The organism is Pseudomonas frederiksbergensis (genome assembly GCF_900105495.1).
GTDB lineage: Bacteria > Pseudomonadota > Gammaproteobacteria > Pseudomonadales > Pseudomonadaceae > Aquipseudomonas > Aquipseudomonas frederiksbergensis.
Genome location: NZ_FNTF01000002.1, coordinates 5,985,890 through 6,010,216, shown reverse-complemented (window position 1 = coordinate 6,010,216; position 24,327 = coordinate 5,985,890). Strand labels below are relative to the sequence as shown.

Sequence of the window (24,327 nt, the reverse complement as noted above, 5' to 3'; positions counted from 1 at the left end):
ATGAGCGCGCTCTATATGATTGTCGGCACCCTGGTGGCTTTGGGTGTGCTGGTCACCTTCCACGAATTCGGCCACTTCTGGGTCGCACGTCGCTGTGGGGTCAAAGTGCTGCGTTTCTCCGTGGGCTTCGGTATGCCGTTGCTGCGCTGGCACGACAAGAAAGGCACTGAGTTCGTTGTCGCCGCGATCCCGCTGGGCGGTTACGTGAAAATGCTCGACGAGCGCGAAGGTGAAGTGCCCGCCGATCAGCTTGATCAATCTTTCAATCGCAAATCCGTCCGCCAGCGTATCGCTATTGTGTCGGCGGGGCCGATTGCCAACTTTTTACTGGCGATGTTTTTTTTCTGGGTGCTGGCCATGCTCGGCAGCGAGCAAGTGCGCCCGATCATTGGGGCAGTCGAATCCGGCAGTATCGCCGCCAGGGCTGGTTTGAGCGCGGGTCAGGAAATCATTGCCATCGATGGCGAGCCAACTTCCGGCTGGGCTGCGGTGAACCTGCAGTTGGTCCGTCGTCTTGGGGAGAGCGGTTCCCTGCAATTGCTGGTCCGTGACCAGGGTTCCACGGTGGATTCGCCCCGTGAGCTGATGCTGGATAAATGGCTCAAGGGTGCCGATGAGCCTGATCCGATTCGTTCGCTGGGATTGCGCCCTTGGCGTCCGGCACTGCCGCCGGTCCTGGCCGAACTTGACCCGAAAGGCCCGGCGCAGGCTGCTGGCCTAAAGACCGGTGACCGACTGTTGGCCCTGGACGGCAAGCCACTAGATGACTGGCAACAGGTGGTGGACATAGTCCGTATGCACCCTGATACCAAAATCATGCTGCGCGTCGAGCGCGATGGTGCTCAAATCGACGCCCCAGTGACGCTGGCCGCTCGCGGCGAGAAGAAGGCACCCAGTGGTTATCTAGGGGCTGGGGTGAAGGCTGTTGATTGGCCGCCAGAGATGATTCGCGAAGTTAGTTATGGTCCTGTGGCCGCGATTGGGGAGGGTGCTCGACGCACCTGGACCATGAGCGTACTGACCCTCGATTCGCTCAAGAAAATGTTGTTCGGTGAGCTCTCGGTAAAAAACTTGAGTGGACCGATAACCATTGCTAAAGTGGCGGGCGCTTCTGCCCAGTCGGGTGTCGCTGATTTCCTGAATTTCCTTGCTTATCTGAGTATTAGCTTGGGAGTTCTGAATTTGTTGCCCATTCCTGTACTGGATGGGGGGCATTTGTTGTTTTATCTGATCGAGTGGGCGCGTGGTCGCCCCTTGTCGGATCGGGTGCAGGGTTGGGGATACAGATCGGTATCAGTTTGGTGATCGGGGTGATGTTGCTTGCTCTTGTCAATGATCTGGGCCGACTGTAACGCTTCGCTGAATTGCGAATCTGCCGCATTTTGCGGCAGTTTGTTTATTGCCAGTTGGAATAAGAAAGGACTTCATGAAACGTCTGCTGCTAACTGCGGTTCTCACCGTATTGATGATCGCCGAAGTTCACGCCGAGTCCTTCACTATCTCTGATATTCGCGTCAATGGCCTCCAGCGGGTCTCCGCGGGTAGCGTCTTTGGTGCTTTGCCGTTGAACGTCGGTGAACAGGCGGATGATCGTCGCCTGGTGGAATCCACTCGTGCGTTGTTCAAAACCGGTTTCTTTCAAGATATCCAGCTGGGCCGCGATGGCAACGTCCTGGTCATTACTGTAGTCGAGCGCCCGTCGGTCGCCAGTATCGAGATCGAGGGTAACAAGGCGATCTCCACTGAAGACCTGATGAAAGGGCTCAAGCAATCCGGTCTGGCCGAAGGCGAGATCTTCCAGCGCGCCACCCTCGAAGGTGTGCGTAACGAGCTGCAGCGTCAATACGTCGCTCAAGGCCGCTACTCGGCCACCGTTGACACCGAAGTGGTGCCGCAGCCGCGTAACCGCGTTGCGTTGAAGGTCAATATCAACGAAGGCACCGTTGCTGCCATCCAGCACATCAACGTGGTGGGTAACACCGTCTTCCCTGAAGAAGACCTGATCGACCTGTTTGAACTCAAGACCACCAACTGGCTGTCGTTCTTCAAGAACGATGACAAGTACGCTCGTGAAAAACTTTCCGGTGACCTGGAGCGTCTGCGTTCCTACTACCTGGACCGTGGCTATATCAACATGGATATCGCTTCGACCCAGGTGTCCATCACCCCGGACAAGAAGCACGTCTATATCACCGTCAACGTCAATGAAGGCGAGAAGTACACCGTCCGTGACGTCAAGCTGAGCGGCGACCTGAAAGTTCCTGAAGACCAGGTCAAGTCCCTGCTGCTGGTGCAGAAAGGCCAGGTGTTCTCGCGCAAGTTGATGACCACCACATCCGAACTGATTACCCGCCGCCTGGGTAATGAGGGTTACACCTTCGCCAACGTCAATGGCGTGCCTCAGCCGCACGATGAAGACAACACTGTCGACATCACATTTGCCGTCGATCCGGGCAAGCGTGCTTACGTGAACCGCATCAACTTCCGTGGCAACACCAAGTCCGAGGACGAAGTGCTGCGCCGCGAAATGCGTCAGATGGAAGGCGGCTGGGCTTCGACCTACCTGATCGACCAATCCAAGACCCGTCTTGAACGTCTGGGCTTCTTCAAGGAAGTCAACGTCGAAACACCGGCCGTGCCGGGCGTCGACGACCAGGTAGACGTGAACTACAGCGTTGAAGAACAGGCCTCCGGTTCGATTACCGCCAGCGTCGGTTTTGCCCAGAGCGCCGGTTTGATCCTCGGCGGTTCGATCACCCAGAACAACTTCCTGGGTACGGGTAACAAGGTCAGCGTCGGCTTGACCCGCAGTGAATACCAGAGCCGTTATAACTTCGGTTATGTCGACCCGTACTGGACTGCTGATGGCGTCAGCCTGGGTTACAACGCGTTCTATCGCACCACTGACTACGACGACCTCGACGTCGATGTTGCCAGCTATGCCGTAGACAGCCTGGGTGCTGGCGTGAGCGTCGGTTACCCGATCAGCGAGACTTCGCGTCTGACCTTCGGCCTGACTGCGCAACAAGACAAGATCAAGACCGGTCAATACACCGTTGACGAGATCTTCGACTTCGTTAACAAGGAAGGCGACAACTACCTGAACTTCAAGGCTTCGGCCGGTTGGTCCGAGTCCACCCTGAACAAAGGCGTACTGGCGACCCGTGGTCGTTCCCAGAGCCTGACTCTGGAAACCACCACCCCTGGCAGCGACTTGTCGTTCTTCAAGCTCGATTACCGTGGCCAGTTGTTCCAGCCATTGTCCGAAAACTACACCATGCGCCTGCACACCGAGCTGGGCTATGGCGATGGTTATGGTTCTACCGATGGCTTGCCGTTCTATGAAAACTACTATGCTGGTGGTTTCAACTCGGTTCGTGGCTTCAAGGACAGCACTCTGGGGCCTCGCAGTACACCAAGTACCGGTAAAAACCCGGGTACGTCGTTTGACCCGGATCAGGATCCGCTGCCGTTCGGTGGTAATGTCCTGATCCAGGGCGGTGTTGAGGTTCTGTTCCCGCTGCCGTTCGTCAAGGATCAGCGTTCCCTGCGTACTTCGGTATTCTGGGACGTGGGTAACGTGTTCGATTCGACGTGCAAAGAGACCAGGAACGCTGACGGTTCGAAGTCCAATACGCAGTGCAACGACATCAGCCTGAGCAACATGGCCAGCTCCGTCGGTATCGGCGTGACCTGGGTTACCGCGCTGGGTCCTTTGAGCTTCGCGTTGGCCATGCCGGTCAAGAAACCGGATGACGCTGAGACTCAAGTGTTCCAATTCTCCCTCGGCCAGACGTTCTAAGCGTCTGACCCAAGATAACGACAATGGATTTTGTAGGAGTGCATCGTGCGTAAGTTGACTCAATTGGTTCTCCTGGCGACCGTACTGGTCGCAGGTCCGGCTTTTGCCGACATGAAAATCGCCGTTCTGAACTATCAGATGGCTCTGCTGGAATCCGATGCGGCCAAGAAGTATGCCGTTGATGCCGAGAAGAAGTTCGGCCCACAGCTGACCAAGCTCAAGACACTGGAAAGCAGCGCCAAGGGTATCCAGGACCGTCTGATGGCTGGCGGCGACAAGATGCAGCAAGGTGAGCGTGAACGCCTGGAACTCGAGTTCAAGCAAAAGGCCCGTGACTTCCAGTTCCAGTCCAAGGAACTGAACGAAGCCAAAGCCGTTGCCGACCGTGAAATGCTGAAACAGCTCAAGCCGAAACTGGACAGCGCTGTGGAAGAAGTCATCAAGAAAGGTGCTTTTGACCTGGTCTTCGAGCGTGGCGCAGTGATTGATGTCAAGCCTCAGTACGACATCACTCGCCAGGTTATCGAGCGCATGAATCAGCTGAAGTAACCATGACAGCGACTATAAAGCTCGGCCAATTGGCCGAGTTCCTCGGCGCCACACTGCGTGGCGACCCGGAGAAAGAAATTTCTGGGCTAGCCACTTTGCAAGAGGCTGGCCCAGCTCAGTTGAGCTTTCTCGCAAACCCCCAATACCGTAAATACCTGGCTGACAGCCGGGCCGCAGCCCTGTTGCTGAAGGCCGCTGACGCTGAAGGTTTTGCAGGTAATGCGCTGGTCGTGCCTGATCCGTACCTGGCCTACGCGCGGATTTCCCATCTGTTCGATCCCAAGCCAAAGGCCGCTGCCGGTGTTCATCCGACAGCTGTTGTAGCGCCGGATGCAGTGGTCGATCCAGCAGCGAGCATTGGCGCGTTCGTGGTGATCGAAAGCTGCGCACGTATTGCAGCGGGTGTGACCGTTGGCGCGCACTGCTTCATCGGTGCCCGCTGCGAGATTGGCGAGGGCGGTTGGTTGGCCCCGCGAGTCACGCTGTATCACGACGTACGCATCGGTAAGCGGGTAGTGATTCAATCCGGTGCCGTACTGGGTGGCGAAGGTTTCGGTTTTGCCAACGAGAAAGGTGTCTGGCAGAAGATCGCCCAGATCGGTGGTGTGCTGGTCGGTGACGACGTTGAGATTGGCGTGAATACCGCTATTGATCGCGGTGCGCTGGCCGATACCGTTCTGGGTAACGGGGTGAAACTCGACAACCAGATTCAGATCGCCCACAACGTCCAGGTCGGTGATCACACCGCCATGGCTGCGTGCGTGGGGATCTCCGGCAGCACCAAAATCGGCAAGCATTGCATGCTCGCCGGTGGCGTAGGGCTGGTGGGGCATATTGAAATTTGCGACAACGTTTTTATCACCGGGATGACCATGGTGACCCACTCGATTACCGAAAAGGGTTCCTATTCTTCCGGTACGGCCATGCAACCGGCGGCCGAATGGCGCAAAAGCGCGGCCCGTATCCGTCAGCTCGATGACATCGCGCGGCGTCTGCGACAGCTGGAAAAGCGTGTAGGGGACGTGACCCCTGACGGTAATGCTTCATCTGATGGCTGATACCATTTCCATATCAAGTGTGCACAGCCGCTAGACTGCCTCCTTGATTTGCTAGAGGGGTGCGCGTCAGTCGCGCCTCCCAATCTTTACATAGGCTTCCCCCCGAAATGATGGACATCAACGAGATTCGCGAATACCTGCCTCACCGTTACCCGTTCCTGCTGGTGGACCGGGTCGTGGATCTGGATGTGGAAGGCAAGCGCATTCGCGCCTACAAGAATGTCAGCATCAACGAACCTTTCTTCAATGGTCACTTCCCTGCGCATCCAATCATGCCGGGCGTATTGATCATCGAAGCGATGGCTCAGGCTGCTGGCATCCTTGGCTTCAAAATGCTCGATGTGAAGCCTGCCGACGGTACGCTCTACTACTTCGTCGGCTCCGACAAGCTGCGCTTTCGCCAGCCCGTCACCCCAGGCGATCAGTTGATCCTCGAAGCCCGCTTCATCAGCTGCAAGCGCCAGATCTGGAAGTTCGAGTGCCAGGCTTCGGTCGATGGCAAGCCAGTCTGCTCTGCTGAAATCATCTGTGCGGAACGCAAACTATGAGTTTGATTGACCCTCGCGCAATCATCGATCCGGCGGCTATCCTGGCCGACGGCGTCGAGGTCGGCCCTTGGTCGATCATCGGTGCAGGTGTGGAAATCGGCGAGGGGACAGTGATCGGGCCGCATGTGATTCTCAAAGGCCCGACCCGAATCGGAAAGCACAACCGCATCTACCAGTTTTCTTCGGTAGGCGAGGACACGCCCGATCTGAAATACAAGGGTGAAGAAACTCGCTTAGTCATTGGTGACCACAACGTCATCCGTGAAGGCGTGACGATTCACCGTGGGACCATCCAGGATCGTGCTGAAACGACCTTGGGCGATCACAATCTGATCATGGCCTATGCCCACATCGGCCACGACAGCGTCATCGGCAACCACTGCATCCTGGTCAACAACACCGCGTTGGCGGGCCATGTGCACGTTGAAGACTGGGCGATCCTGTCCGGTTTTACCCTGGTTCACCAGTATTGCCATATCGGCGCCCACAGTTTTTCCGGTATGGGCACCGCAATTGGCAAGGATGTCCCGGCGTACGTCACGGTGTTCGGCAACCCGGCCGAAGCCCGCAGCATGAACTTCGAAGGCATGCGTCGTCGCGGTTTCAGCGAAGATGCGATCCACGCTCTGCGTCGTGCCTACAAAGTGGTTTATCGCCAGGGCCTGACGGTTGAACAGGCACTCGCCGAGCTGGCCGAACCTTCGGATCAGTTCCCGGAAGTCGCGGTGTTTCGTGATTCCATCCAGTCTTCGACCCGCGGCATCACTCGTTAATCATGGCTAATCTGCGTATAGCGCTGGTGGCGGGTGAGGCTTCCGGCGACATTCTCGGCGCGGGTCTCATGCGCGCACTCAAGGCACAGCACCCGGCAGTCGAGTTCATCGGTGTCGGCGGTCCGCTGATGCAGGCCGAAGGCCTGACTTCGTATTTCCCGATGGAGCGTCTTTCGGTCATGGGCCTGGTGGAAGTGCTGGGCCGGTTGCGCGAGTTGCTGGCACGCCGCAAAAAGCTGGTTGCCGACCTGATCGCCGAGAAGCCGGACGTGTTCATCGGTATCGATGCCCCGGACTTCAACCTCAATATCGAACTCAAGCTGCGTCAGGCCGGCATCAAGACCGTACATTACGTGAGTCCGTCGGTTTGGGCCTGGCGGCAGAAACGGGTGCTGAAGATTCGCGAAGGTTGCGATCTGATGCTGACGCTGTTCCCGTTCGAAGCGAAATTCTATGAAGAGAAGGGCGTGCCGGTGCGGTTTGTCGGGCATTCACTGGCTGACGCTATCCCGCTGGAGGCCGATCGTTCCGCCGCTCGGGCCGAACTTGGCTTGCCGGAAGGGCCGCTGGTCGCCCTGATGCCGGGCAGCCGTGGCGGTGAGGTTGGGCGCCTTGGTGCGCTGTTCCTCGATACCGCCCAGCGCTTGCGGGCCCTGCGTCCGGGCGTACGCTTCGTCATGCCATGCGCGAGCCCGCAGCGCCGGGCCCAGCTTGAAGAGCTGCTGGCCGGTCGCGATCTGCCGCTGACCTTGCTCGACGGTAAATCCCACCTGGCCCTGGCTGCTTGCGACGCCGTGTTGATTGCTTCGGGCACCGCTACGCTGGAAGCATTGTTATACAAGCGGCCGATGGTGGTCGCTTATCGCTTGGCACCGCTGACGTTCTGGATTCTCAAGCGGATGGTGAAGAGTCCCTACATCTCGTTGCCGAATTTGCTGGCCCAGCGCCTGCTGGTGCCGGAGTTGTTGCAGGACGATGCGACGGTAGAGGCTTTGGCCCAAACCCTGTCGCCACTGATTGAAGGTGGCCAGGAACAGACCCGAGGCTTTGACGAAATCCACCGAACCCTGCGCTTGGACGCCTCCAATCAGGCAGCAGACGCGGTACTGAACCTGATTGGCAGAGCATAATGAGCAAAGCAAGCAAGCAGATGGGCCTGGATTTTATGCTAGTCGATGAGCTTGAAGATCTGGTGGCGGGTGTCGATGAAGTCGGTCGCGGCCCGCTGTGTGGTGCGGTGGTGACGGCGGCAGTGATCCTCGATCCGAGCCGCCCCATCCTGGGCCTCAACGACTCGAAGAAGCTCACCGAGGCTCGCCGTGAAGCGCTTTACGACGAAATCTGCGAAAAGGCCTTGAGTTGGTATATCGCCCGCGCTGAAGTAGAAGAAATCGACGACCTGAACATACTTCACGCCACCATGCTGGCCATGCAGCGTGCCGTCGAAGGGCTGCACATTCAGCCGAAACTGGCGATGATTGACGGCAACCGTTGCCCGAAACTGTCCATGCGTGCCGAATCGGTGGTGCAGGGCGACGGCAAGGTACCGGCCATCGCTGCAGCGTCGATTCTGGCCAAGGTCAGCCGCGACCGCGAGATGGCAGCGTTCGAATTGATTTACCCGGGTTACGGTATCGGTGGCCACAAAGGCTACCCGACGCCCGTTCACCTGGAGGCGCTGGCCCGCCTGGGGCCGACGCCGATTCACCGCCGCTCGTTCGCCCCGGTACGCCTGGCTTACGAGGCGCGGGAAAACCTGATCGAGAGTTAGTCGCAAGGCTGATGTTTTTGCCAAGGCCCGGTACAATCCGGGCCTTGTTGTCTTCACGTTTCTAGTTTCTAGACAGGATCACTATGCCGGCTTCATTCGTTCATCTACGCCTGCACACTGAGTACTCCCTGGTCGACGGTCTGGTGCGGATCAAACCGCTGGTCAAGACCCTGGTCGGCATGAACATGCCTGCCGTAGCGGTCACCGACCAGAACAACATGTGTTCCCTGGTCAAATTCTATAAAGCCGCCATGGGCGCCGGGATCAAGCCGATCTGTGGCGCCGACCTGTGGCTGTCGAACAAGGATCCGGATAACGCCCTGAGCCGGATCAGCCTGCTGGCGATGAACGCCGTGGGTTATCGCAACCTCACCGAACTGATTTCCCGCGGCTTCATCGACGGCCAGCGCAATGGCTCGGTCATCATCGAGCGCGAGTGGGTGGCCGAAGCCAGCGAAGGCTTGATCATGCTGTCGGCGGCAAAAGAAGGCGAGATCGGTCTGGCGATGCTCAGCGGCAACCCGGCCGAAGCGGAAAACCTGGCGCGCGAATGGATGGCCGTGTTCCCGGATCGTTTCTATCTGGAAATCCAGCGCACCAACCGCCCCAACGACGAAGAACAGTTACACGGCGCCGTGGCCCTGGCTGAAAAAATCGGTGCGCCGCTGGTCGCGACCAACGACGTGCGCTTCATCAAGCAGGAAGACTTCGCCGCCCACGAAACCCGCGTTTGCATCGGTGAGGGCCGCGCCCTCGACGATCCGCGGCGTTCGAAGAATTACAGCGATCAGCAATACCTCAAAAGCGCCGAGGAAATGGCCGAGCTGTTCAGCGACATTCCCGAAGCGCTGGAAAACACCGTCGAGATTGCCAAGCGCTGCAACATCGAAGTGAAGCTGGGCACTCACTTCCTGCCCAACTTCCCGATCCCCGATGGCATGACCATCGACGAGTATTTCCGCAAGGTTTCCTTCGATGGCCTGGAGGATCGCCTCAGCGTTCTGCTGCCCAAGGACACTACCGAAGATTACGAAGCCAAGCGTCAGGTCTACGTCGACCGGTTGAACTTCGAGCTGGATATCATCATCCAGATGGGGTTCCCGGGTTACTTCCTGATCGTTATGGACTTTATCCAGTGGGCAAAGAGCAACGGCGTGCCGGTAGGTCCGGGCCGTGGATCGGGTGCCGGGTCGCTGGTGGCCTACGTGCAGAAGATCACCGACCTTGACCCGCTGGAATATGACCTGCTGTTCGAACGTTTCCTTAACCCGGAACGGGTATCGATGCCCGACTTCGACGTCGACTTCTGCATGGACGGTCGTGACCGTGTAATCGACTATGTGGCCGAGAAGTACGGCCGCAACGCGGTAAGCCAGATCATCACCTTCGGTTCCATGGCGGCGAAAGCGGTGGTCCGTGACGTGGCGCGGGTGCAGGGCAAGTCTTACGGCCTGGCGGATCGTCTGTCGAAGATGATTCCGTTCGAAGTCGGCATGACCCTGGAAAAAGCCTACGAACAGGAAGAAATCCTCCGTGACTTCATCAAGGTCGATGAAGAAGCCGCCGAAATCTGGGAAATGGCCCGCAAACTGGAAGGCGTTGTGCGTAACGTCGGCAAGCACGCCGGTGGTGTGGTTATTGCTCCGACCAAGCTGACTGACTTCTCGCCGATTTATTGCGATGAAGCCGGTGACGGCCTGGTGACCCAGTTCGACAAGGATGACGTTGAGGCTGCTGGCCTGGTGAAGTTCGACTTCCTCGGTCTGCGGACCCTGACGGTCATCGACTGGGCGCTGAAAACCATCAACCGCGATCGCGCCAAGGTTGATGAGCCGCCGCTGGATATCGCGTTCATCCCGCTGGATGACAAGCCGACCTACCAGTTGCTGCAAAAAGCCGAAACCACCGCGGTGTTCCAGCTCGAGTCGCGCGGCATGAAAGAGCTGATCAAAAAGCTCAAGCCCGACTGCCTGGAAGACTTGATCGCACTGGTGGCCCTGTTCCGTCCGGGCCCGTTGCAATCGGGCATGGTGGACGACTTTATCAACCGTAAGCACGGTCGCGCCGAACTCGCGTACCCGCACTCGGACTACCAGTACGAAGGCCTCAAACCGGTTCTGGCACCGACTTACGGCATCATCCTGTATCAGGAACAGGTGATGCAGATTGCCCAGGTCATGGCCGGTTACACCCTCGGCGGCGCGGACATGCTGCGTCGAGCCATGGGTAAGAAAAAACCCGAAGAAATGGCCAAGCAGCGCGGCGGTTTCATTGACGGTTGCAAGACCAACAATATCGACGCCGACCTGGCCGGCAACATTTTCGACCTGGTAGAAAAGTTCGCCGGTTACGGCTTCAACAAATCCCACTCCGCCGCTTATGGCCTGGTGTCCTACCAGACCGCCTGGCTGAAAACGCACTACCCGGCGCCGTTCATGGCCGCGGTACTGTCAGCGGATATGCACAACACCGACAAGGTCGTGACCTTGATCGAAGAAATTCGCACCATGAAGCTGCGTCTCGACGCGCCGGATGTGAATACTTCGGAGTTCAAGTTCACGGTGAATGACGAAGGCCGGATTATCTACGGCCTCGGCGCGATCAAAGGGGTGGGCGAAGGTCCGGTGGAAGCCATCACCGAGGCGCGTCAGGACGGTCCGTTCAAGGATCTGTTCGATTTCTGCGCCCGCGTCGATCTCAAGCGTATCAACAAGCGCACCTTGGATGGTTTGATCCGCAGCGGTGCGCTGGATCGCCTGGGCCCTTACTTCCATGACGAGCAGAAAGCCTATCAGGCCAATATCGACCGCAACCGGGCGGTTTTGCTGAATGCCATGGAAGGGGCGATCAAGGCGGCCGAACAAACCGCTCGTACTCATGACAGCGGTCATGTCGACCTGTTTGGCGGTCTGTTCGTAGAAGAAGACGCCGATGTCTACGCCAATCACCGCAAAGCCAAGGAGCTGACCCTCAAGGAGCGCCTGAAAGGGGAGAAAGACACCCTCGGCCTGTACCTGACCGGTCACCCGATCGATGAATACGAAGGTGAGATCCGCCGTTTCGCCCGTCAGCGCATCATCGACCTGAAACCGGCCCGTGATACCCAGACCGTCGCGGGCATGATCATCGCCCTGCGAGTCATGAAGAACAAAAAGGGCGACAAGATGGGTTTCATCACCCTCGACGACCGTTCGGGCCGGATCGAAGCGTCGCTGTTCGCCGAAGCATTCCATTCGGCGCAGTCGCTGTTGCAGACCGACGCGATGGTGGTGGTCGAAGGCGAAGTCAGCAACGATGATTTCTCCGGTGGGCTGCGGCTGCGCGTCAAGCGGGTGATGAGCATGGAAGATGCGCGCACCAATTTGGCCGAAAGCCTGCGCTTGAAGCTGCAGACCCAGGATTTGAAAGGCGATCAGCTACGCTGGCTCGGTGAGTTGTTCAAGCGTCACCGTGGCGCGTGCCCGATCACCATGGAATACACCAGTCCCGATGCGAAGGCCTTGCTGCAGTTCGGCGAGACCTGGCGGATCGACCCGGCGGATGCCTTGATTCAAGCCCTGCGTGACCAGTTCGGGCGAGACAACGTCTTCCTCCAATACCGTTGACGGTCAGGTGCAATAGACGCGCCTGATCTCGACCTGAATTTTTAATCTCGACCTGAACGCGCCTCTCCCTTAAGGTAGGGCGCGAATAGACAACCGGCCGGCCCAAGCTCTCTTGGATGTCGACCCAAGACGGACGCCTATGAACCCGAATTTTCTAGATTTCGAACAGCCGATCGCCGACCTGCAAGCCAAGATCGAAGAGTTGCGCTTGGTCGGTAATGACAATTCGCTGAATATCGGCGATGAGATCTCCCGCCTGCAGGACAAAAGCAGCACGCTGACCGAAGACATCTTCGGCAAGCTGACCAGCTGGCAGATCGCGCGTCTGGCGCGTCACCCGAAACGTCCATACACCCTGGACTACATCGAACATATCTTCACCGAGTTCGACGAACTGCACGGCGACCGTCACTTCTCCGACGACGCTGCGATCGTGGGCGGCATTGCCCGTCTGGACGACCAGCCGGTGATGATCATCGGTCACCAGAAAGGCCGTGAAGTTCGCGAGAAAGTTCGCCGCAACTTCGGCATGCCGCGTCCGGAAGGCTACCGCAAGGCGTGCCGCCTGATGGAAATGGCCGAACGCTTCAAGATGCCAATCCTGACCTTCATCGACACCCCAGGCGCTTACCCAGGTATCGACGCTGAAGAGCGCAACCAGAGCGAAGCGATTGCCTGGAACCTGCGCGTCATGGCTCGCCTGAAAACCCCAATCATCGCCACCGTGATCGGTGAGGGTGGTTCTGGCGGTGCTCTGGCGATCGGTGTTTGCGATCAACTGAACATGCTGCAGTACTCGACCTACGCGGTGATTTCGCCGGAAGGTTGCGCCTCGATTCTGTGGAAGACCGCCGAGAAAGCGCCGGACGCAGCCGAGGCCATGGGCATCACCGCCGAGCGCCTGAAAGGCCTGGGTATTGTGGATAAAGTGATCAGCGAGCCTTTGGGCGGCGCGCACCGTAATCCGGCGGCTGCGGCTGCATCGATCCGTGCAGAACTGAGTTCGCAACTGGCGATGCTGAAGAAGTTCGATAACGAAGCGCTGTTGGCTCGCCGTTACGAGCGCCTGATGAGCTACGGTCTCTGATCTGACCTCGCTATACCCATGTGGGAGCGAGCCTGCTCGCGATGGCGGCTTAACATTCAACTAATCTGTTGGTTGTTATGCCCCTATCGCGAGCAGGCTCGCTCCCACATTTGTTTTGTGTAAAGGGAACGCTATGAGTCGGCCAATGATTGATTTGCCTGCCAAGCTGTTGCTGAATCTGAAACCGTGGCGCAATGCTACAACCTGGCGCATCGCGTTCTCCGGTGGTCTCGACTCCACCGTCCTGCTGCACCTTCTTGTACACCTCGCGAAAACCGACTCCTTGCCGGCGCTAAGTGCCATCCATGTTCATCACGGCCTTCAAGCGGCGGCTGATGCGTGGCCGGATCATTGTCAGTCGGTCTGTGATGCGCTGGGGGTGCCGCTGCAGGTTGTTCGTGTGCAGGTTCAACCCGGCGCCAGTATCGAGCGTGCAGCCCGGGATGCGCGATATGCCGCGTTCATCGAGGCGACTCAAGCCAATGAGGTGTTGATGACCGCCCAGCACCGTGACGATCAGGCGGAAACCTTGTTGTTTCGACTGTTGCGTGGGGCAGGGGTGAGGGGGTTGTCGGGGATGCCAAGTGAGCGTCCATTGGGGCGGGGGCATCTGTTGCGACCGTTGCTCAATGTCACTCGCGCCGAGCTAGAAGCCTACGCGACTGAACATCAGTTGAGCTGGATCGAGGATCCGTCGAACCAGGACCACCAGTTCTCACGCAATTATCTGCGTCATCAAGTGTTCCCCGTACTGACCGCGCGCTGGCCGCAAGCGGTGGCGACCATGGCGCGCAGCGCTGCGCATCTGAGCGAAGCGCAGGGATTGCTCGACGAATTGGCGCAAATCGATCTGGCCCACGCCAGCACCGCCAGTGATTTCGATTGGTTGGGTTTGCCGTCGCTGGAGTTGGCACTGCTGGAGAAACTGTCTGATGCACGTCAGCGCAATGCGCTGAGTCATTGGCTCAAACCGCTGACGACCTTGCCGGACAGTGACCATTGGTCGGGTTGGGAGAATGTGCGCGATGCGACCGGCGATGCGCGTCCGCTCTGGCGGCTGGCGGCGGGTGAGTTGCATCGCGCGGGTGGGCGTCTCTGGTGGCTGTCAGGTGGCTGGCTGCGCACTCCGCCATCCCCGGTGTCTTGGGCTGAGCCCTCGGTATCACTGGTGTTGCCGGATAACGGCGTGCTCACACTCACCGGTCAAATCCCCGATGGCCTGCTGCATATCCGCTATCGTGAGGGAGGTGAGGTGATGAATTTACCCGGTCGCGGCCATCGCGATCTGAAGCGATTGCTCAATGAAAGCGGCGTGCCGGGATTTGTCCGTGGCAGATTGCCGCTGCTCTATCGAGGCGAGCAATTGCTGGCGGTGGCCAACCTGCGGGGCTTGGATGGCAATGCAAAGGACCGTTGGAATTTGCATTGGCAGCCACCGCACGAAGATCTAGGTTTGAGCTGAAAGGGGCTTTCCGGTAGACTACGCTCCCTTCTTGATACAACTTCTGTGGATTCGCCTGAATTGCAGGAGTTGCCGATTACCAAGCAGTCTTTGCTGGGCGATTCCAAAAAATGTGTAGCGAGCAACCTACCGGTGTTTCATCTTCCGGTCTGTCCCAACGCGGCGGTTTTTTTGAAAGGTGCACTGTGATTAATGCAGGTGATCGGGGGCTTCGGCCTTCCTTCGCTTTCCCCGGCGGCTCGGACCGCTTTAACGCAGACTTCTAGGGTTTTTCATGACGCGCTACATATTCGTCACGGGCGGTGTTGTTTCTTCATTGGGGAAAGGCATCGCATCGGCTTCATTGGCGGCCATCCTGGAGGCGCGGGGACTTAAGGTCACCATGCTGAAGCTGGACCCGTACATCAACGTTGACCCGGGCACCATGAGCCCGTTCCAGCACGGTGAAGTGTTCGTCACCCACGACGGCGCCGAGACCGACCTGGACCTGGGCCACTACGAGCGGTTCATCCGCACGACCATGACCCAGAACAACAACTTCACCACCGGCCGTGTCTACGAACACGTCCTGCGCAAAGAGCGCCGTGGTGATTACCTGGGCGCCACCATTCAGGTGATCCCGCACATCACCGACGAAATCAAGCGCCGGATCATCAAGGGCGCCGGCGATGCCGACGTGGCCATGGTCGAGATCGGTGGCACCGTGGGTGACATCGAATCGCAACCGTTCCTCGAAGCGATCCGTCAATTGCGTTTCGAAGTCGGCGCCAAGCGCGCGATGCTGATGCACCTGACACTGGTGCCGTACATCGCCACTGCCGGTGAAACCAAAACCAAGCCTACCCAGCACTCGGTCAAGGAACTGCGTTCCATCGGCCTGCAGCCTGACGTGCTGGTTTGCCGTTCCGATCACCCGATCGACATCTCCTCGCGTCGCAAGATCGCTCAGTTCACCAACGTTGAAGAGCGTGCGGTGATTGCGCTGGAAGACGCCGACACCATCTACAAGATCCCGGGCATCCTGCACTCCCAGGGCCTGGATGATTTCGTTGTCGAGCGTTTCGGCCTGCAATGTGGCGGCGCCGATCTGTCCGAGTGGGAAGCCGTGGTCGATGCCAAGCTCAACCCTGAGCATGAAGTCACCATCGCGATGGTCGGCAAGTACATGGAACTGCTGGACGCCTACAAGTCGCTGATCGAAGCGATGAGTCACGCCGGCATCAGCAACCGCACCAAGGTCAACCTGCGCTACATCGACTCCGAAGACATCGAAAACCAGGGCACTGCGCTGCTGGAAGGTGTCGACGCGATTCTGGTACCGGGTGGCTTTGGTCTGCGTGGCGTGGAAGGCAAGATCACTGCCGTTCAATTCGCTCGCGAAAACAAGGTTCCGTACCTGGGTATCTGCCTGGGCATGCAAGTGGCCGTGATCGAGTTCGCTCGTAACGTGCTGGGCTGGAAAGACGCCAACTCCACCGAGTTCGATCGCGCCAGCGGCCATCCGGTCGTGGGGCTGATCACCGAGTGGGAAGATGCCACCGGCGCCGTCGAAACCCGTACCGAAACGTCCGATCTGGGCGGCACCATGCGCCTCGGCGCTCAGGATTGCCTGCTGGAGCAGGGTTCCCTGGTGCACGATTGCTACGCCAAGGACGTGATCGTCGAGCGTCACCGTCACCGCTACGAAGTGAACAACAACCTGCTGCCGCAAATCATGGAGGCTGGCCTGAAAGTCACTGGCCGTTCCGGTGATGGCGCGCTGGTTGAAGTGGTTGAAGCTCCGGATCATCCATGGTTCGTCGCTTGCCAGTTCCACCCTGAGTTCACCTCGACACCACGCGACGGTCACCCGTTGTTCAGCGGTTTCGTTAAAGCAGCTTTGGTTCAACACCAGAAGAAGGCGTAAATCCGATGGCCCAGAAGATCATCCGCGTAGGCGATATCGAGATTGCCAACGACAAGCCAATGGTGCTTTTCGGTGGCATGAACGTGCTGGAAAGCCGCGACATGGCGATGCAGGTCTGTGAAGAATACGTAAAGGTCACCGAGAAACTCGGTATCCCTTACGTGTTCAAGGCCAGCTTCGACAAGGCCAACCGTTCCTCCGTGACCTCTTACCGTGGCCCTGGCCTGGAAGAGGGCATGCGGATTTTCCAGGACATCAAGCAAGCGTTCGGCGTGCCGATCATCACCGACGTCCACGAGCCTGATCAGGCCGCGGTCGTCGCTGAAGTCTGCGATATCATCCAGCTGCCAGCCTTCTTGTCGCGCCAGACCGACCTGGTGGTCGCGATGGCCAAGACCGGTGCGGTGATCAACATCAAGAAAGCCCAGTTCCTTGCGCCTCAGGAAATGAAACACATCCTGAACAAGTGCGTGGAAGCCGGTAACGATCAGTTGATCCTCTGCGAGCGCGGTTCGAGCTTCGGCTACAACAACCTGGTCGTCGACATGCTTGGCTTCGGCATCATGAAGCAGTTCGAATACCCGGTGTTCTTCGATGTGACCCACGCGCTGCAAATGCCTGGTGGTCGTTCCGATTCCGCCGGCGGTCGTCGCGCTCAGGTCCTCGATCTGGCCAAGGCTGGCATGAGCCAGTCGCTGGCCGGTCTGTTCCTCGAAGCGCATCCGGACCCGGACAACGCCAAATGCGATGGCCCTTGCGCCTTGCGTCTGGACAAACTGGAGCCATTCCTGGCCCAGCTCAAAGCTTTGGACGAACTGGTGAAGAGTTTTCCGACGGTAGAAACCGCGTAATCCTCATTTCTCCGGTAAAGTACCGCACGAATTAATGCTCAGGCCCTCGGGTCTGGGCCTTCTCGTCCGCAAGTCTGCCCGCTGCACATTGCTTGCCGGCGATACAAGATTTCCTTCAGCTGCGTCGTTTTCGTCAACTTTGGAGTGTTTACAACAATGGCAAAAATCGTCGACATCAAAGGTCGTGAAGTTCTCGACTCCCGTGGCAACCCCACTGTGGAAGCAGACGTGCTTCTCGATAACGGCATCATCGGCAGTGCTTGCGCGCCGTCCGGTGCTTCCACTGGCTCGCGTGAAGCACTCGAGCTGCGTGATGGCGACAAGAGCCGTTACCTGGGCAAAGGCGTTCTGAAAGCCGTCGCCAACATCAACGGTCCGATCCGTGACCTGTTGCTGGGTACAGACCCAAGCGACCAGAAAGCGCTGGATCACGCGATGATCAAGCTCGACGGTACTGAAAACAAAGGCTCCCTGGGCGCCAACGCGATCCTCGCCGTTTCCCTGGCCGCCGCCAAGGCAGCCGCACAGGACCAGGACCTGCCGCTGTACGCTCACATCGCCAACCTGAACGGCACCCCGGGTGTTTACTCGATGCCGGTTCCGATGATGAACATCATCAACGGTGGCGAGCACGCCGATAACAACGTCGACATCCAGGAGTTCATGGTTCAGCCAGTAGGCGCCAAGTCTTTCTCGGAAGGTCTGCGCATGGGCACCGAGATTTTCCATCACCTCAAAGCTGTTCTGAAGGCCCGTGGCCTGAGCACTGCTGTGGGTGACGAAGGTGGTTTCGCACCGAACCTGGCTTCCAACGAAGACGCTTTGAAAGTGATCTCCGAAGCCGTGGCGAATGCCGGTTACAAGCTGGGCACCGACGTGACCCTGGCGCTGGACTGCGCTGCCAGCGAGTTTTACGAAGACGGTAAATACAACCTGTCCGGCGAAGGCCAGGTGTTCACCGCCGAAGGTTTCGCTGACTACCTGAAAGGCCTGACCGAGCGTTATCCGATCATCTCGATCGAAGACGGTCTGGACGAGTCCGACTGGGCTGGCTGGAAAATCCTCACCGACAAGATCGGCGAGAAAACCCAGTTGGTGGGCGACGACCTGTTCGTGACCAACACCAAGATCCTGAAAGAAGGCATCGATAAAAAGATCGCCAACTCGATCCTGATCAAGTTCAACCAGATCGGCACCCTGACCGAAACCCTGGAAGCCATCCAGATGGCCAAGGCCGCTGGTTACACTGCCGTGATCTCGCACCGCTCCGGCGAAACCGAAGATTCGACCATTGCCGACCTGGCTGTGGGCACCGCGGCTGGCCAGATCAAGACCGGTTCCCTGTGCCGTTCGGACCGTGTTTCCAAGTACAACCAACTGCTGCGTATCGAAGAGCAGTTGAATGGCAAAGCCAAGTACAACGGTCGCAGCGAATTCCGCGGTTAATCGTTAATTGGTAAAAAAGACACCGGATTGTGTCGGAAAAATCGCAGCAGCGATGGATTTGCCACTAATCTGATGCCTTATAAGCACAAGCCTGGATCTTCCAGGCTTCGTGCTATCAGAAGCTTCAAAGTTTTGGCATGGCTGTCTTTTTTCACTGGATACCTGATATTCGATGCGCAGTCCCAATTGGTTGTTCCTCGTCTTGCTCCTGCTGCTGGCTGGCCTGCAATACCGCCTGTGGGTGGGTAATGGCAGTCTGGCGCAAGTGGCCGAACTGACTCAGCAGATCGCAGATCAACACGCTGAGAATGAGGGGCTGCTTGAGCGCAATCGGGTGATGGACGCTGAAGTCAGTGAATTGAAAAAGGGCATGGAGACCGTTGAAGAGCGGGCTCGTCATGAGTTGGGCATGGTCAAGGACGGTGAAACCCTTTACCAGCTGGCTCAATGAACCTTTCGTTACCGGCCTTCTGGGCTGTAATTCCTGCCGCGGGCGTCGGTGCCCGTATGGCCGCGGACCGTCCCAAGCAATATTTGCAATTGGACGGGCGCACTATTCTCGAACACAGCCTCGGCTGTTTCCTTGATCATCCTTCCCTGAAAGGGTTGGTGGTCAGTCTTGCTGTTGATGATCCTTATTGGCCGAACCTGGCATGCGCTGGCGATCCACGAATTCAGCGGGTTGAAGGTGGTTCCGAACGTTCCGGGTCGGTACTCAATGCGTTGCTGCATTTGCATGCGCAAGGCGCTGACGATGACGATTGGGTGCTGGTTCACGATGCGGCGCGGCCGAATCTGAGTCGTGATGATCTGGACAAATTGCTGGGTGAGCTCGCTGATGATCCGGTTGGCGGACTGCTGGCGGTTCCGGCACGCGATACCCTCAAACGGGTCGACAAGCACGGTCGTGTGGTCGAAACCGTGGACCGCAGTGTGATCTGGCAAGCCTATACGCCGCAGATGTTTCGCCTGGGTGCATTGCATCGGGCTTTGGCGGACAGCCTGGTGGCCGATGCCGTGATTACTGACGAAGCTTCGGCGATGGAGTGGGCGGGGCTGGCGCCGCGACTGATTGAAGGCCGGTCCGACAATCTCAAGGTCACGCGCCCTGAAGATCTCGAATGGTTGCGCCAGCGTTGGGCTAACCGCCGCTGAATGACTTGTTGACTGTTCTGCCGCCATCGCGAGCAGGCTCGCTTGTATGGTAGGACTTGAAGGGAGGAGGAGGGACAAGGCTCGATTCTGACTGTTGACGCAGTACAGACCGTGGGAGATTTCGCCCCTCCTCCTTTCACCCAAGCGCCGATAAAGAATGCATCTGGCTAGACCGACGATAGGAACAAGCCTGCGCCTCTGGGTGAGCCCTTCAAGTGCTTAAAACCATATCCCGGAGGAAATCCAATGGCAATGCCGGTTTCTGTCACAAAGCCGATCGTAGGTGTGGATGTCGCCAAGAATGAACTGGTGATTTATCAGTCTGATGGGGATTTGCTTGAAGAGATTCCCAACACCAAAACATCCATCAAACAGTGGCTGAAGGCGTTGTCGGGGACGGTGGCTATTGCCATTGAGGCGACCAACATTTACCACCTGGACTTCGCTGATCTGGCCTATGAGGCCGGTTGCACGATTTACATGGTGGGAGGCTATGAGCTCAAACATTATCGCGAAGGCGTGAAGATCCGCGCCAAAACCGACGCACTGGATGCCAAGCTACTGGCTCGTTACCTGAAGAACGAAGCCGAGGAGTTGCGTCCTTGGACCCCGCCCTCACCGCTGTACCGCCAGCTCCTGAGCCTTTTCCGCCGCCGCGCAGCCTTGGTCCAGGCCAGGGTCGGCCTGGTGCAGAGCTGGTCGAATGAGCCGCTGCTTAAGGCGGCTTTTGCCGAGCAAGTGAAGTCCATGCAGCAGCTTGAGACGCTGATCGAAAAGACGATCAACGATCAGCTCAAAGAAGCCGGTTTGCTCGGTCAATTGAAGCGCTGCCTGAAAGTTGAGGGTATTGGATTTTTGACTGGGGCCCGCTTGATAACTGCATTTCAGCGAGGAGATTTTAGAAACGCGGATGCCTTTATCGCCTTCCTGGGCATGGATTTACGGGTGGCGAAATCAGGACAGAAGGACGCTCGCCGCAGTTTGACCAAGCGCGGCGACCCCGAGGCCCGCCGACTTCTGCACAATGCAGCGATGTCGGCTAGCCGTACGAAAGCCTGGAAAGGGTATTACGAAGAACAAAGAACGCGGGGTTTCAGCACCACTCAGGCGCTGGTGATGCTGGCTCGCAAGCTTGCTCGGGTGGTATTCGCCTTGCTGAAAGGGCAAAGCGAATATCAGCCAAAAGCCAGTTGAGGGCTTTCCCTCAACCATAGAATCTCCCACAGTGTTTTGCGTTGACCGGCTTTTCGGTGTTTGCCAGCGACCCCTGTGGGAGATTCTATGTTGCAGGCAACCTAGGACTTAACTCCGATACTCCGGCCGCTCAGCCAACCCTTCCTTCAAGTAATCCACCAACTTGCGCACCTTTGGCGACAGATGCCGCTGCTGCGGATAAAGCGCCCACACGGCAGTGTTCGGCGGTTGGTGGGCTTCCAGCAGCGAAATCAACTCGCCGCTTTTAAGGTGCTCCAGCACGTAGTAGTCCGGCAACTGACACAAACCCACTCCCTGTAACGCCGCATCCAGCACCGCTTGCCCACTGTTGCAGCGCCAGTTTCCCTGCACTCGCTGGGAAAATTCCCGCCCGTTCTGTTCCAGTTGCCAGATGTCCGAGCTACCGATGAGGCAGTTGTGGCGGCTCAGTTCCGACAAACTGTGCGGCCGGCCGTAGCGTTCCAGATAGGACGGCGATGCACACAGGTACATGCGTCGTGGCGCCAGGCGTGTCGCTACCAGCCGCGAGTCCTGCAGGCGACCGAGACGGATCGCCAGGTCCAGCCCTTCGTGCACGAGGTCGAGTTGACGATTGCTCAGTTCGATGTCGATGCGCAGTTGCGGATAGAGCCCCATGAAACGGGTTACCAGCGGCACGATAAATCGTTCGCCGTACGCTACGGCGCAAGTCATGCGCAGCATGCCTTTGGGTTCGCTGGTCAGGTCGCCCACCGCACGCAGTGCTTCTTCGCGACCATCCTGCAGGCGCTGGCAATGTTGCAGGAAGGTTTGCCCGGCTTCGGTCAGCGTGACCCGGCGGGTGCTGCGATACAGCAGTCGCGTCTGAAGGCGCTCTTCGAGACGTACTATTTGTCGACTGATGTGGGAGGACGAAACCCCGAGGCGTTCTGCGGCAGCCGTGAACTGACTGCACTCGGCCACGGCGACAAACTCGTCGATACCTTCCCAGCGGTTTTCGGACATCAAGGATTATCCCTGTATGGCAATAATGTTTTGCTTTTGCCTGGATTATTCATCGTAAGGCGCTGTATTACACTCCTTGTCTTGTTTTAATTCACTGGAGAATCCACATGATCAAGTCGCGCGCTGCCGTTGCCTTCGAGGCCAAGAAACCCCTCGAGATCGTTGAAGTCGATGTCGCCATGCCCAAGGCCGGTGAAGTCCTGCTGCGTGTGGTTGCCTCCGGTGTCTGCCATACCGACGCCTACACACTGTCGGGCGCTGACCCGGAAGGTATCTTCCCGTCGATCCTCGGTCACGAAGGTGGCGCGGTGGTCGAGGCGATCGGTGAAGGCGTTACCTCCGTGGCCGTCGGTGATCACGTGATCCCGCTGTACACCCCGGAATGCCGCCAGTGCAAATTCTGTCTGTCGGGTAAAACCAACCTGTGCCAGGCGATTCGCGCGACTCAGGGTAAAGGCCTGATGCCGGATGGCACTTCGCGCTTTTCCTACAAAGGCCAACCCATTTTTCACTACATGGGGACCTCGACGTTCTCCGAGTACACCGTGCTGCCGGAAATTTCCGTCGCCAAAATTCAAAAAGAAGCGCCACTGGAGAAAGTCTGCCTGCTGGGCTGCGGTGTCACCACCGGCATCGGTGCCGTTCTTAATACCGCCAAGGTAAAACCAGGTGATACCGTCGCTATTTTCGGTCTCGGCGGCATCGGTCTGTCGGCAGTCATCGGTGCTGTCAAAGCCAAGGCTGCGCGGATCATCGCCATCGACATCAACCCGGCCAAGTTCGAGATCGCCAAGCAGTTGGGTGCAACCGATTGTGTGAACCCGAAAGATTTCGATCGTCCGATCCAGGAAGTCATCGTCGACATGACCGACGGCGGCGTCGACTTTTCCTTCGAATGCATCGGCAATGTCCAATTGATGCGTGCTGCACTCGAGTGCTGCCACAAGGGGTGGGGCGAGTCGGTAATCATCGGCGTCGCCGGTGCTGGCCAGGAAATCTCCACCCGTCCATTCCAGCTGGTGACCGGTCGCGTCTGGCGCGGTTCGGCGTTCGGCGGCGTGCGTGGCCGTACCGAGTTGCCAAGCTATGTCGAGATGGCTGAAACCGGCGAAATCCCGCTGGATACGTTCATCACCCACACCATGGGCCTGGAAGATATCAACAAGGCGTTCGACCTGATGCATGAAGGCAAGAGCATCCGTTCCGTCATTCATTTCTGAGGTCGGTCATGAGCCTGGAAAATATCTCCTGCCAGAAAAGCTTCGGCGGCTGGCACAAACGCTATCGGCATCGCTCCGATGTGCTCGGCTGCGACATGGTGTTTGCCGTGTACCTGCCGCCGCAAGCGGAGCAGGGCGGCAAGTTGCCTGTGCTGTACTGGTTGTCCGGCCTGACCTGCACCGACGAAAACTTCATGCAAAAGGCTGGCGCCATGCGCATGGCCGCCGAGCTGGGACTGATCATCGTTGCCCCGGACACCAGCCCTCGCGGTCCTGATGTGCCGGGTGATCCGGATGGCGCCTGGGACTTCGGTCTCGGTGCCGGGTTTTATCTGAATGCCACGCAGGAACCCTGGTCGCGGCACTATCGGATGCATGACTATGTCGTGCAGGAATTGCCCGCATTGGTCGAAGCCCATTTCCCGGCGTCGGACAAGCGCGGCATCAGCGGTCATTCCATGGGCGGCCACGGCGCACTGGTCTGCGCATTGCGTAATCCGGGACGCTATCAGTCGGTGTCGGCGTTCTCGCCGATCAACAATCCGATGGACTGTCCTTGGGGGCAGAAAGCCTTTTCCCGCTACTTGGGTGAAGACCGTTCGAAATGGCGCGAATGGGATGCCTGCGTCCTGATTGCCGAAGCGAACGAGAAGTTGCCGCTGTTGGTCGATCAAGGTGATCGCGACGATTTCCTCGCCACCCAGCTTAAGCCTGAAGCCTTGCAACAGGCCGCCAAACTGGCCGGTCATCCGCTGACGTTGCGCCTGCAACCCGGCTACGACCACAGCTATTTCTTCATCGCCAGCTTCATTGATGACCACTTGCAGCATCACGCACGCGCCCTAGGCGCCTAATGCAGGTAGAATCACGCCCTGACAAAAATCGGGGCGTTTTT

The 24,327-nt window shown here is 58.1% G+C and carries 19 protein-coding genes and 1 pseudogene; 19 read left to right on the top strand and 1 reads right to left on the bottom strand.

Features of this window, described 5'->3' with window-relative positions:
* The 17 genes and pseudogenes from rseP to BLW70_RS28160 all read left to right on the top strand — a co-directional run bounded on the left by rseP (nucleotide 1) and on the right by BLW70_RS28160 (nucleotide 21,207).
* A pseudogene (gene rseP, locus BLW70_RS28240) lies at nucleotides 1-1,352 on the top strand (sigma E protease regulator RseP).
* Nucleotides 1,353-1,426: 74 nt separating this feature from the next.
* Entirely contained in the window at nucleotides 1,427-3,802 is a 2,376-nt protein-coding gene (gene bamA / locus BLW70_RS28235; protein WP_074879687.1) for an outer membrane protein assembly factor BamA, read from the top strand.
* Between the two features lie 45 nt (nucleotides 3,803-3,847).
* A complete protein-coding gene (locus tag BLW70_RS28230) occupies nucleotides 3,848-4,351 on the top strand; it encodes an OmpH/Skp family outer membrane protein (RefSeq protein ID WP_008028980.1) in 504 nt (167 codons plus the stop codon).
* A 2-nt stretch (nucleotides 4,352-4,353) separates the two neighbouring features.
* Complete coding sequence (gene lpxD / locus BLW70_RS28225) at nucleotides 4,354-5,409, top strand: UDP-3-O-(3-hydroxymyristoyl)glucosamine N-acyltransferase (RefSeq protein WP_074879684.1); 1,056 nt, start codon at nucleotides 4,354-4,356, stop codon at nucleotides 5,407-5,409.
* A 107-nt stretch (nucleotides 5,410-5,516) separates the two neighbouring features.
* The gene (fabZ, locus tag BLW70_RS28220; RefSeq protein WP_008154051.1) at nucleotides 5,517-5,957 is read left to right on the top strand and encodes a 3-hydroxyacyl-ACP dehydratase FabZ; all 441 of its coding nucleotides are present in this window, start codon (nucleotides 5,517-5,519) and stop codon (nucleotides 5,955-5,957) included.
* The gene (gene lpxA / locus BLW70_RS28215) at nucleotides 5,954-6,730 is read left to right on the top strand and encodes an acyl-ACP--UDP-N-acetylglucosamine O-acyltransferase (RefSeq protein WP_074879681.1); all 777 of its coding nucleotides are present in this window, start codon (nucleotides 5,954-5,956) and stop codon (nucleotides 6,728-6,730) included. The genes fabZ and lpxA overlap by 4 nt, the downstream gene beginning before the upstream one ends.
* A gap of 2 nt (nucleotides 6,731-6,732) precedes the next feature.
* Nucleotides 6,733-7,860: a lipid-A-disaccharide synthase gene (lpxB, locus tag BLW70_RS28210; RefSeq protein ID WP_074879677.1), complete on the top strand. Its 1,128-nt coding sequence runs from the start codon at nucleotides 6,733-6,735 to the stop codon at nucleotides 7,858-7,860.
* Nucleotides 7,860-8,501 carry a ribonuclease HII gene (gene rnhB / locus BLW70_RS28205; RefSeq protein WP_074879676.1) on the top strand — a complete coding sequence of 214 codons (642 nt, stop codon included), beginning with the start codon at nucleotides 7,860-7,862 and terminating at the stop codon, nucleotides 8,499-8,501. Before lpxB ends, rnhB begins: the two co-directional genes overlap by 1 nt.
* 83 nt (nucleotides 8,502-8,584) lie before the next feature.
* Nucleotides 8,585-12,106 (top strand): DNA polymerase III subunit alpha, encoded by a 3,522-nt coding sequence (dnaE, locus tag BLW70_RS28200; RefSeq protein ID WP_074879673.1) that lies wholly within the window; start codon nucleotides 8,585-8,587, stop codon nucleotides 12,104-12,106.
* Between the two features lie 139 nt (nucleotides 12,107-12,245).
* The gene (locus BLW70_RS28195; protein WP_008154040.1) at nucleotides 12,246-13,193 is read left to right on the top strand and encodes an acetyl-CoA carboxylase carboxyltransferase subunit alpha; all 948 of its coding nucleotides are present in this window, start codon (nucleotides 12,246-12,248) and stop codon (nucleotides 13,191-13,193) included.
* A 133-nt stretch (nucleotides 13,194-13,326) separates the two neighbouring features.
* Nucleotides 13,327-14,655, top strand: a complete 1,329-nt coding sequence (gene tilS, locus BLW70_RS28190) for a tRNA lysidine(34) synthetase TilS (protein WP_074879670.1) — start codon at nucleotides 13,327-13,329, stop codon at nucleotides 14,653-14,655.
* A 274-nt stretch (nucleotides 14,656-14,929) separates the two neighbouring features.
* The gene (locus BLW70_RS28185; protein WP_074879667.1) at nucleotides 14,930-16,561 is read left to right on the top strand and encodes a CTP synthase; all 1,632 of its coding nucleotides are present in this window, start codon (nucleotides 14,930-14,932) and stop codon (nucleotides 16,559-16,561) included.
* A gap of 5 nt (nucleotides 16,562-16,566) precedes the next feature.
* Nucleotides 16,567-17,412: a 3-deoxy-8-phosphooctulonate synthase gene (gene kdsA, locus BLW70_RS28180; protein WP_056720954.1), complete on the top strand. Its 846-nt coding sequence runs from the start codon at nucleotides 16,567-16,569 to the stop codon at nucleotides 17,410-17,412.
* Nucleotides 17,413-17,568: 156 nt separating this feature from the next.
* Nucleotides 17,569-18,858 (top strand): phosphopyruvate hydratase, encoded by a 1,290-nt coding sequence (eno, locus tag BLW70_RS28175; RefSeq protein ID WP_010462792.1) that lies wholly within the window; start codon nucleotides 17,569-17,571, stop codon nucleotides 18,856-18,858.
* 172 nt (nucleotides 18,859-19,030) lie between these two features.
* The gene (gene ftsB, locus BLW70_RS28170) at nucleotides 19,031-19,309 is read left to right on the top strand and encodes a cell division protein FtsB (protein WP_008028992.1); all 279 of its coding nucleotides are present in this window, start codon (nucleotides 19,031-19,033) and stop codon (nucleotides 19,307-19,309) included.
* Nucleotides 19,306-20,013 carry a 2-C-methyl-D-erythritol 4-phosphate cytidylyltransferase gene (gene ispD, locus BLW70_RS28165; protein ID WP_074879664.1) on the top strand — a complete coding sequence of 236 codons (708 nt, stop codon included), beginning with the start codon at nucleotides 19,306-19,308 and terminating at the stop codon, nucleotides 20,011-20,013. Before ftsB ends, ispD begins: the two co-directional genes overlap by 4 nt.
* A gap of 246 nt (nucleotides 20,014-20,259) precedes the next feature.
* Nucleotides 20,260-21,207 (top strand): IS110 family RNA-guided transposase, encoded by a 948-nt coding sequence (locus tag BLW70_RS28160; RefSeq protein ID WP_074871984.1) that lies wholly within the window; start codon nucleotides 20,260-20,262, stop codon nucleotides 21,205-21,207.
* Nucleotides 21,208-21,315: 108 nt separating this feature from the next.
* Here BLW70_RS28160 and BLW70_RS28155 read toward each other — a convergent pair whose 3' ends face one another.
* Nucleotides 21,316-22,212 (bottom strand): LysR family transcriptional regulator, encoded by an 897-nt coding sequence (locus tag BLW70_RS28155; protein WP_074879661.1) that lies wholly within the window; start codon nucleotides 22,210-22,212, stop codon nucleotides 21,316-21,318.
* A 107-nt stretch (nucleotides 22,213-22,319) separates the two neighbouring features.
* Between BLW70_RS28155 and BLW70_RS28150 the strand changes: the two genes are divergently transcribed.
* Both BLW70_RS28150 and fghA read left to right on the top strand, forming a co-directional pair.
* Entirely contained in the window at nucleotides 22,320-23,432 is a 1,113-nt protein-coding gene (locus BLW70_RS28150) for an S-(hydroxymethyl)glutathione dehydrogenase/class III alcohol dehydrogenase (RefSeq protein ID WP_008154027.1), read from the top strand.
* A gap of 8 nt (nucleotides 23,433-23,440) precedes the next feature.
* Nucleotides 23,441-24,286, top strand: coding sequence for an S-formylglutathione hydrolase (fghA, locus tag BLW70_RS28145; protein WP_074879658.1), 846 nt, complete (start codon nucleotides 23,441-23,443; stop codon nucleotides 24,284-24,286).
* The last annotated feature ends 41 nt before the right edge of the window (nucleotides 24,287-24,327 follow it).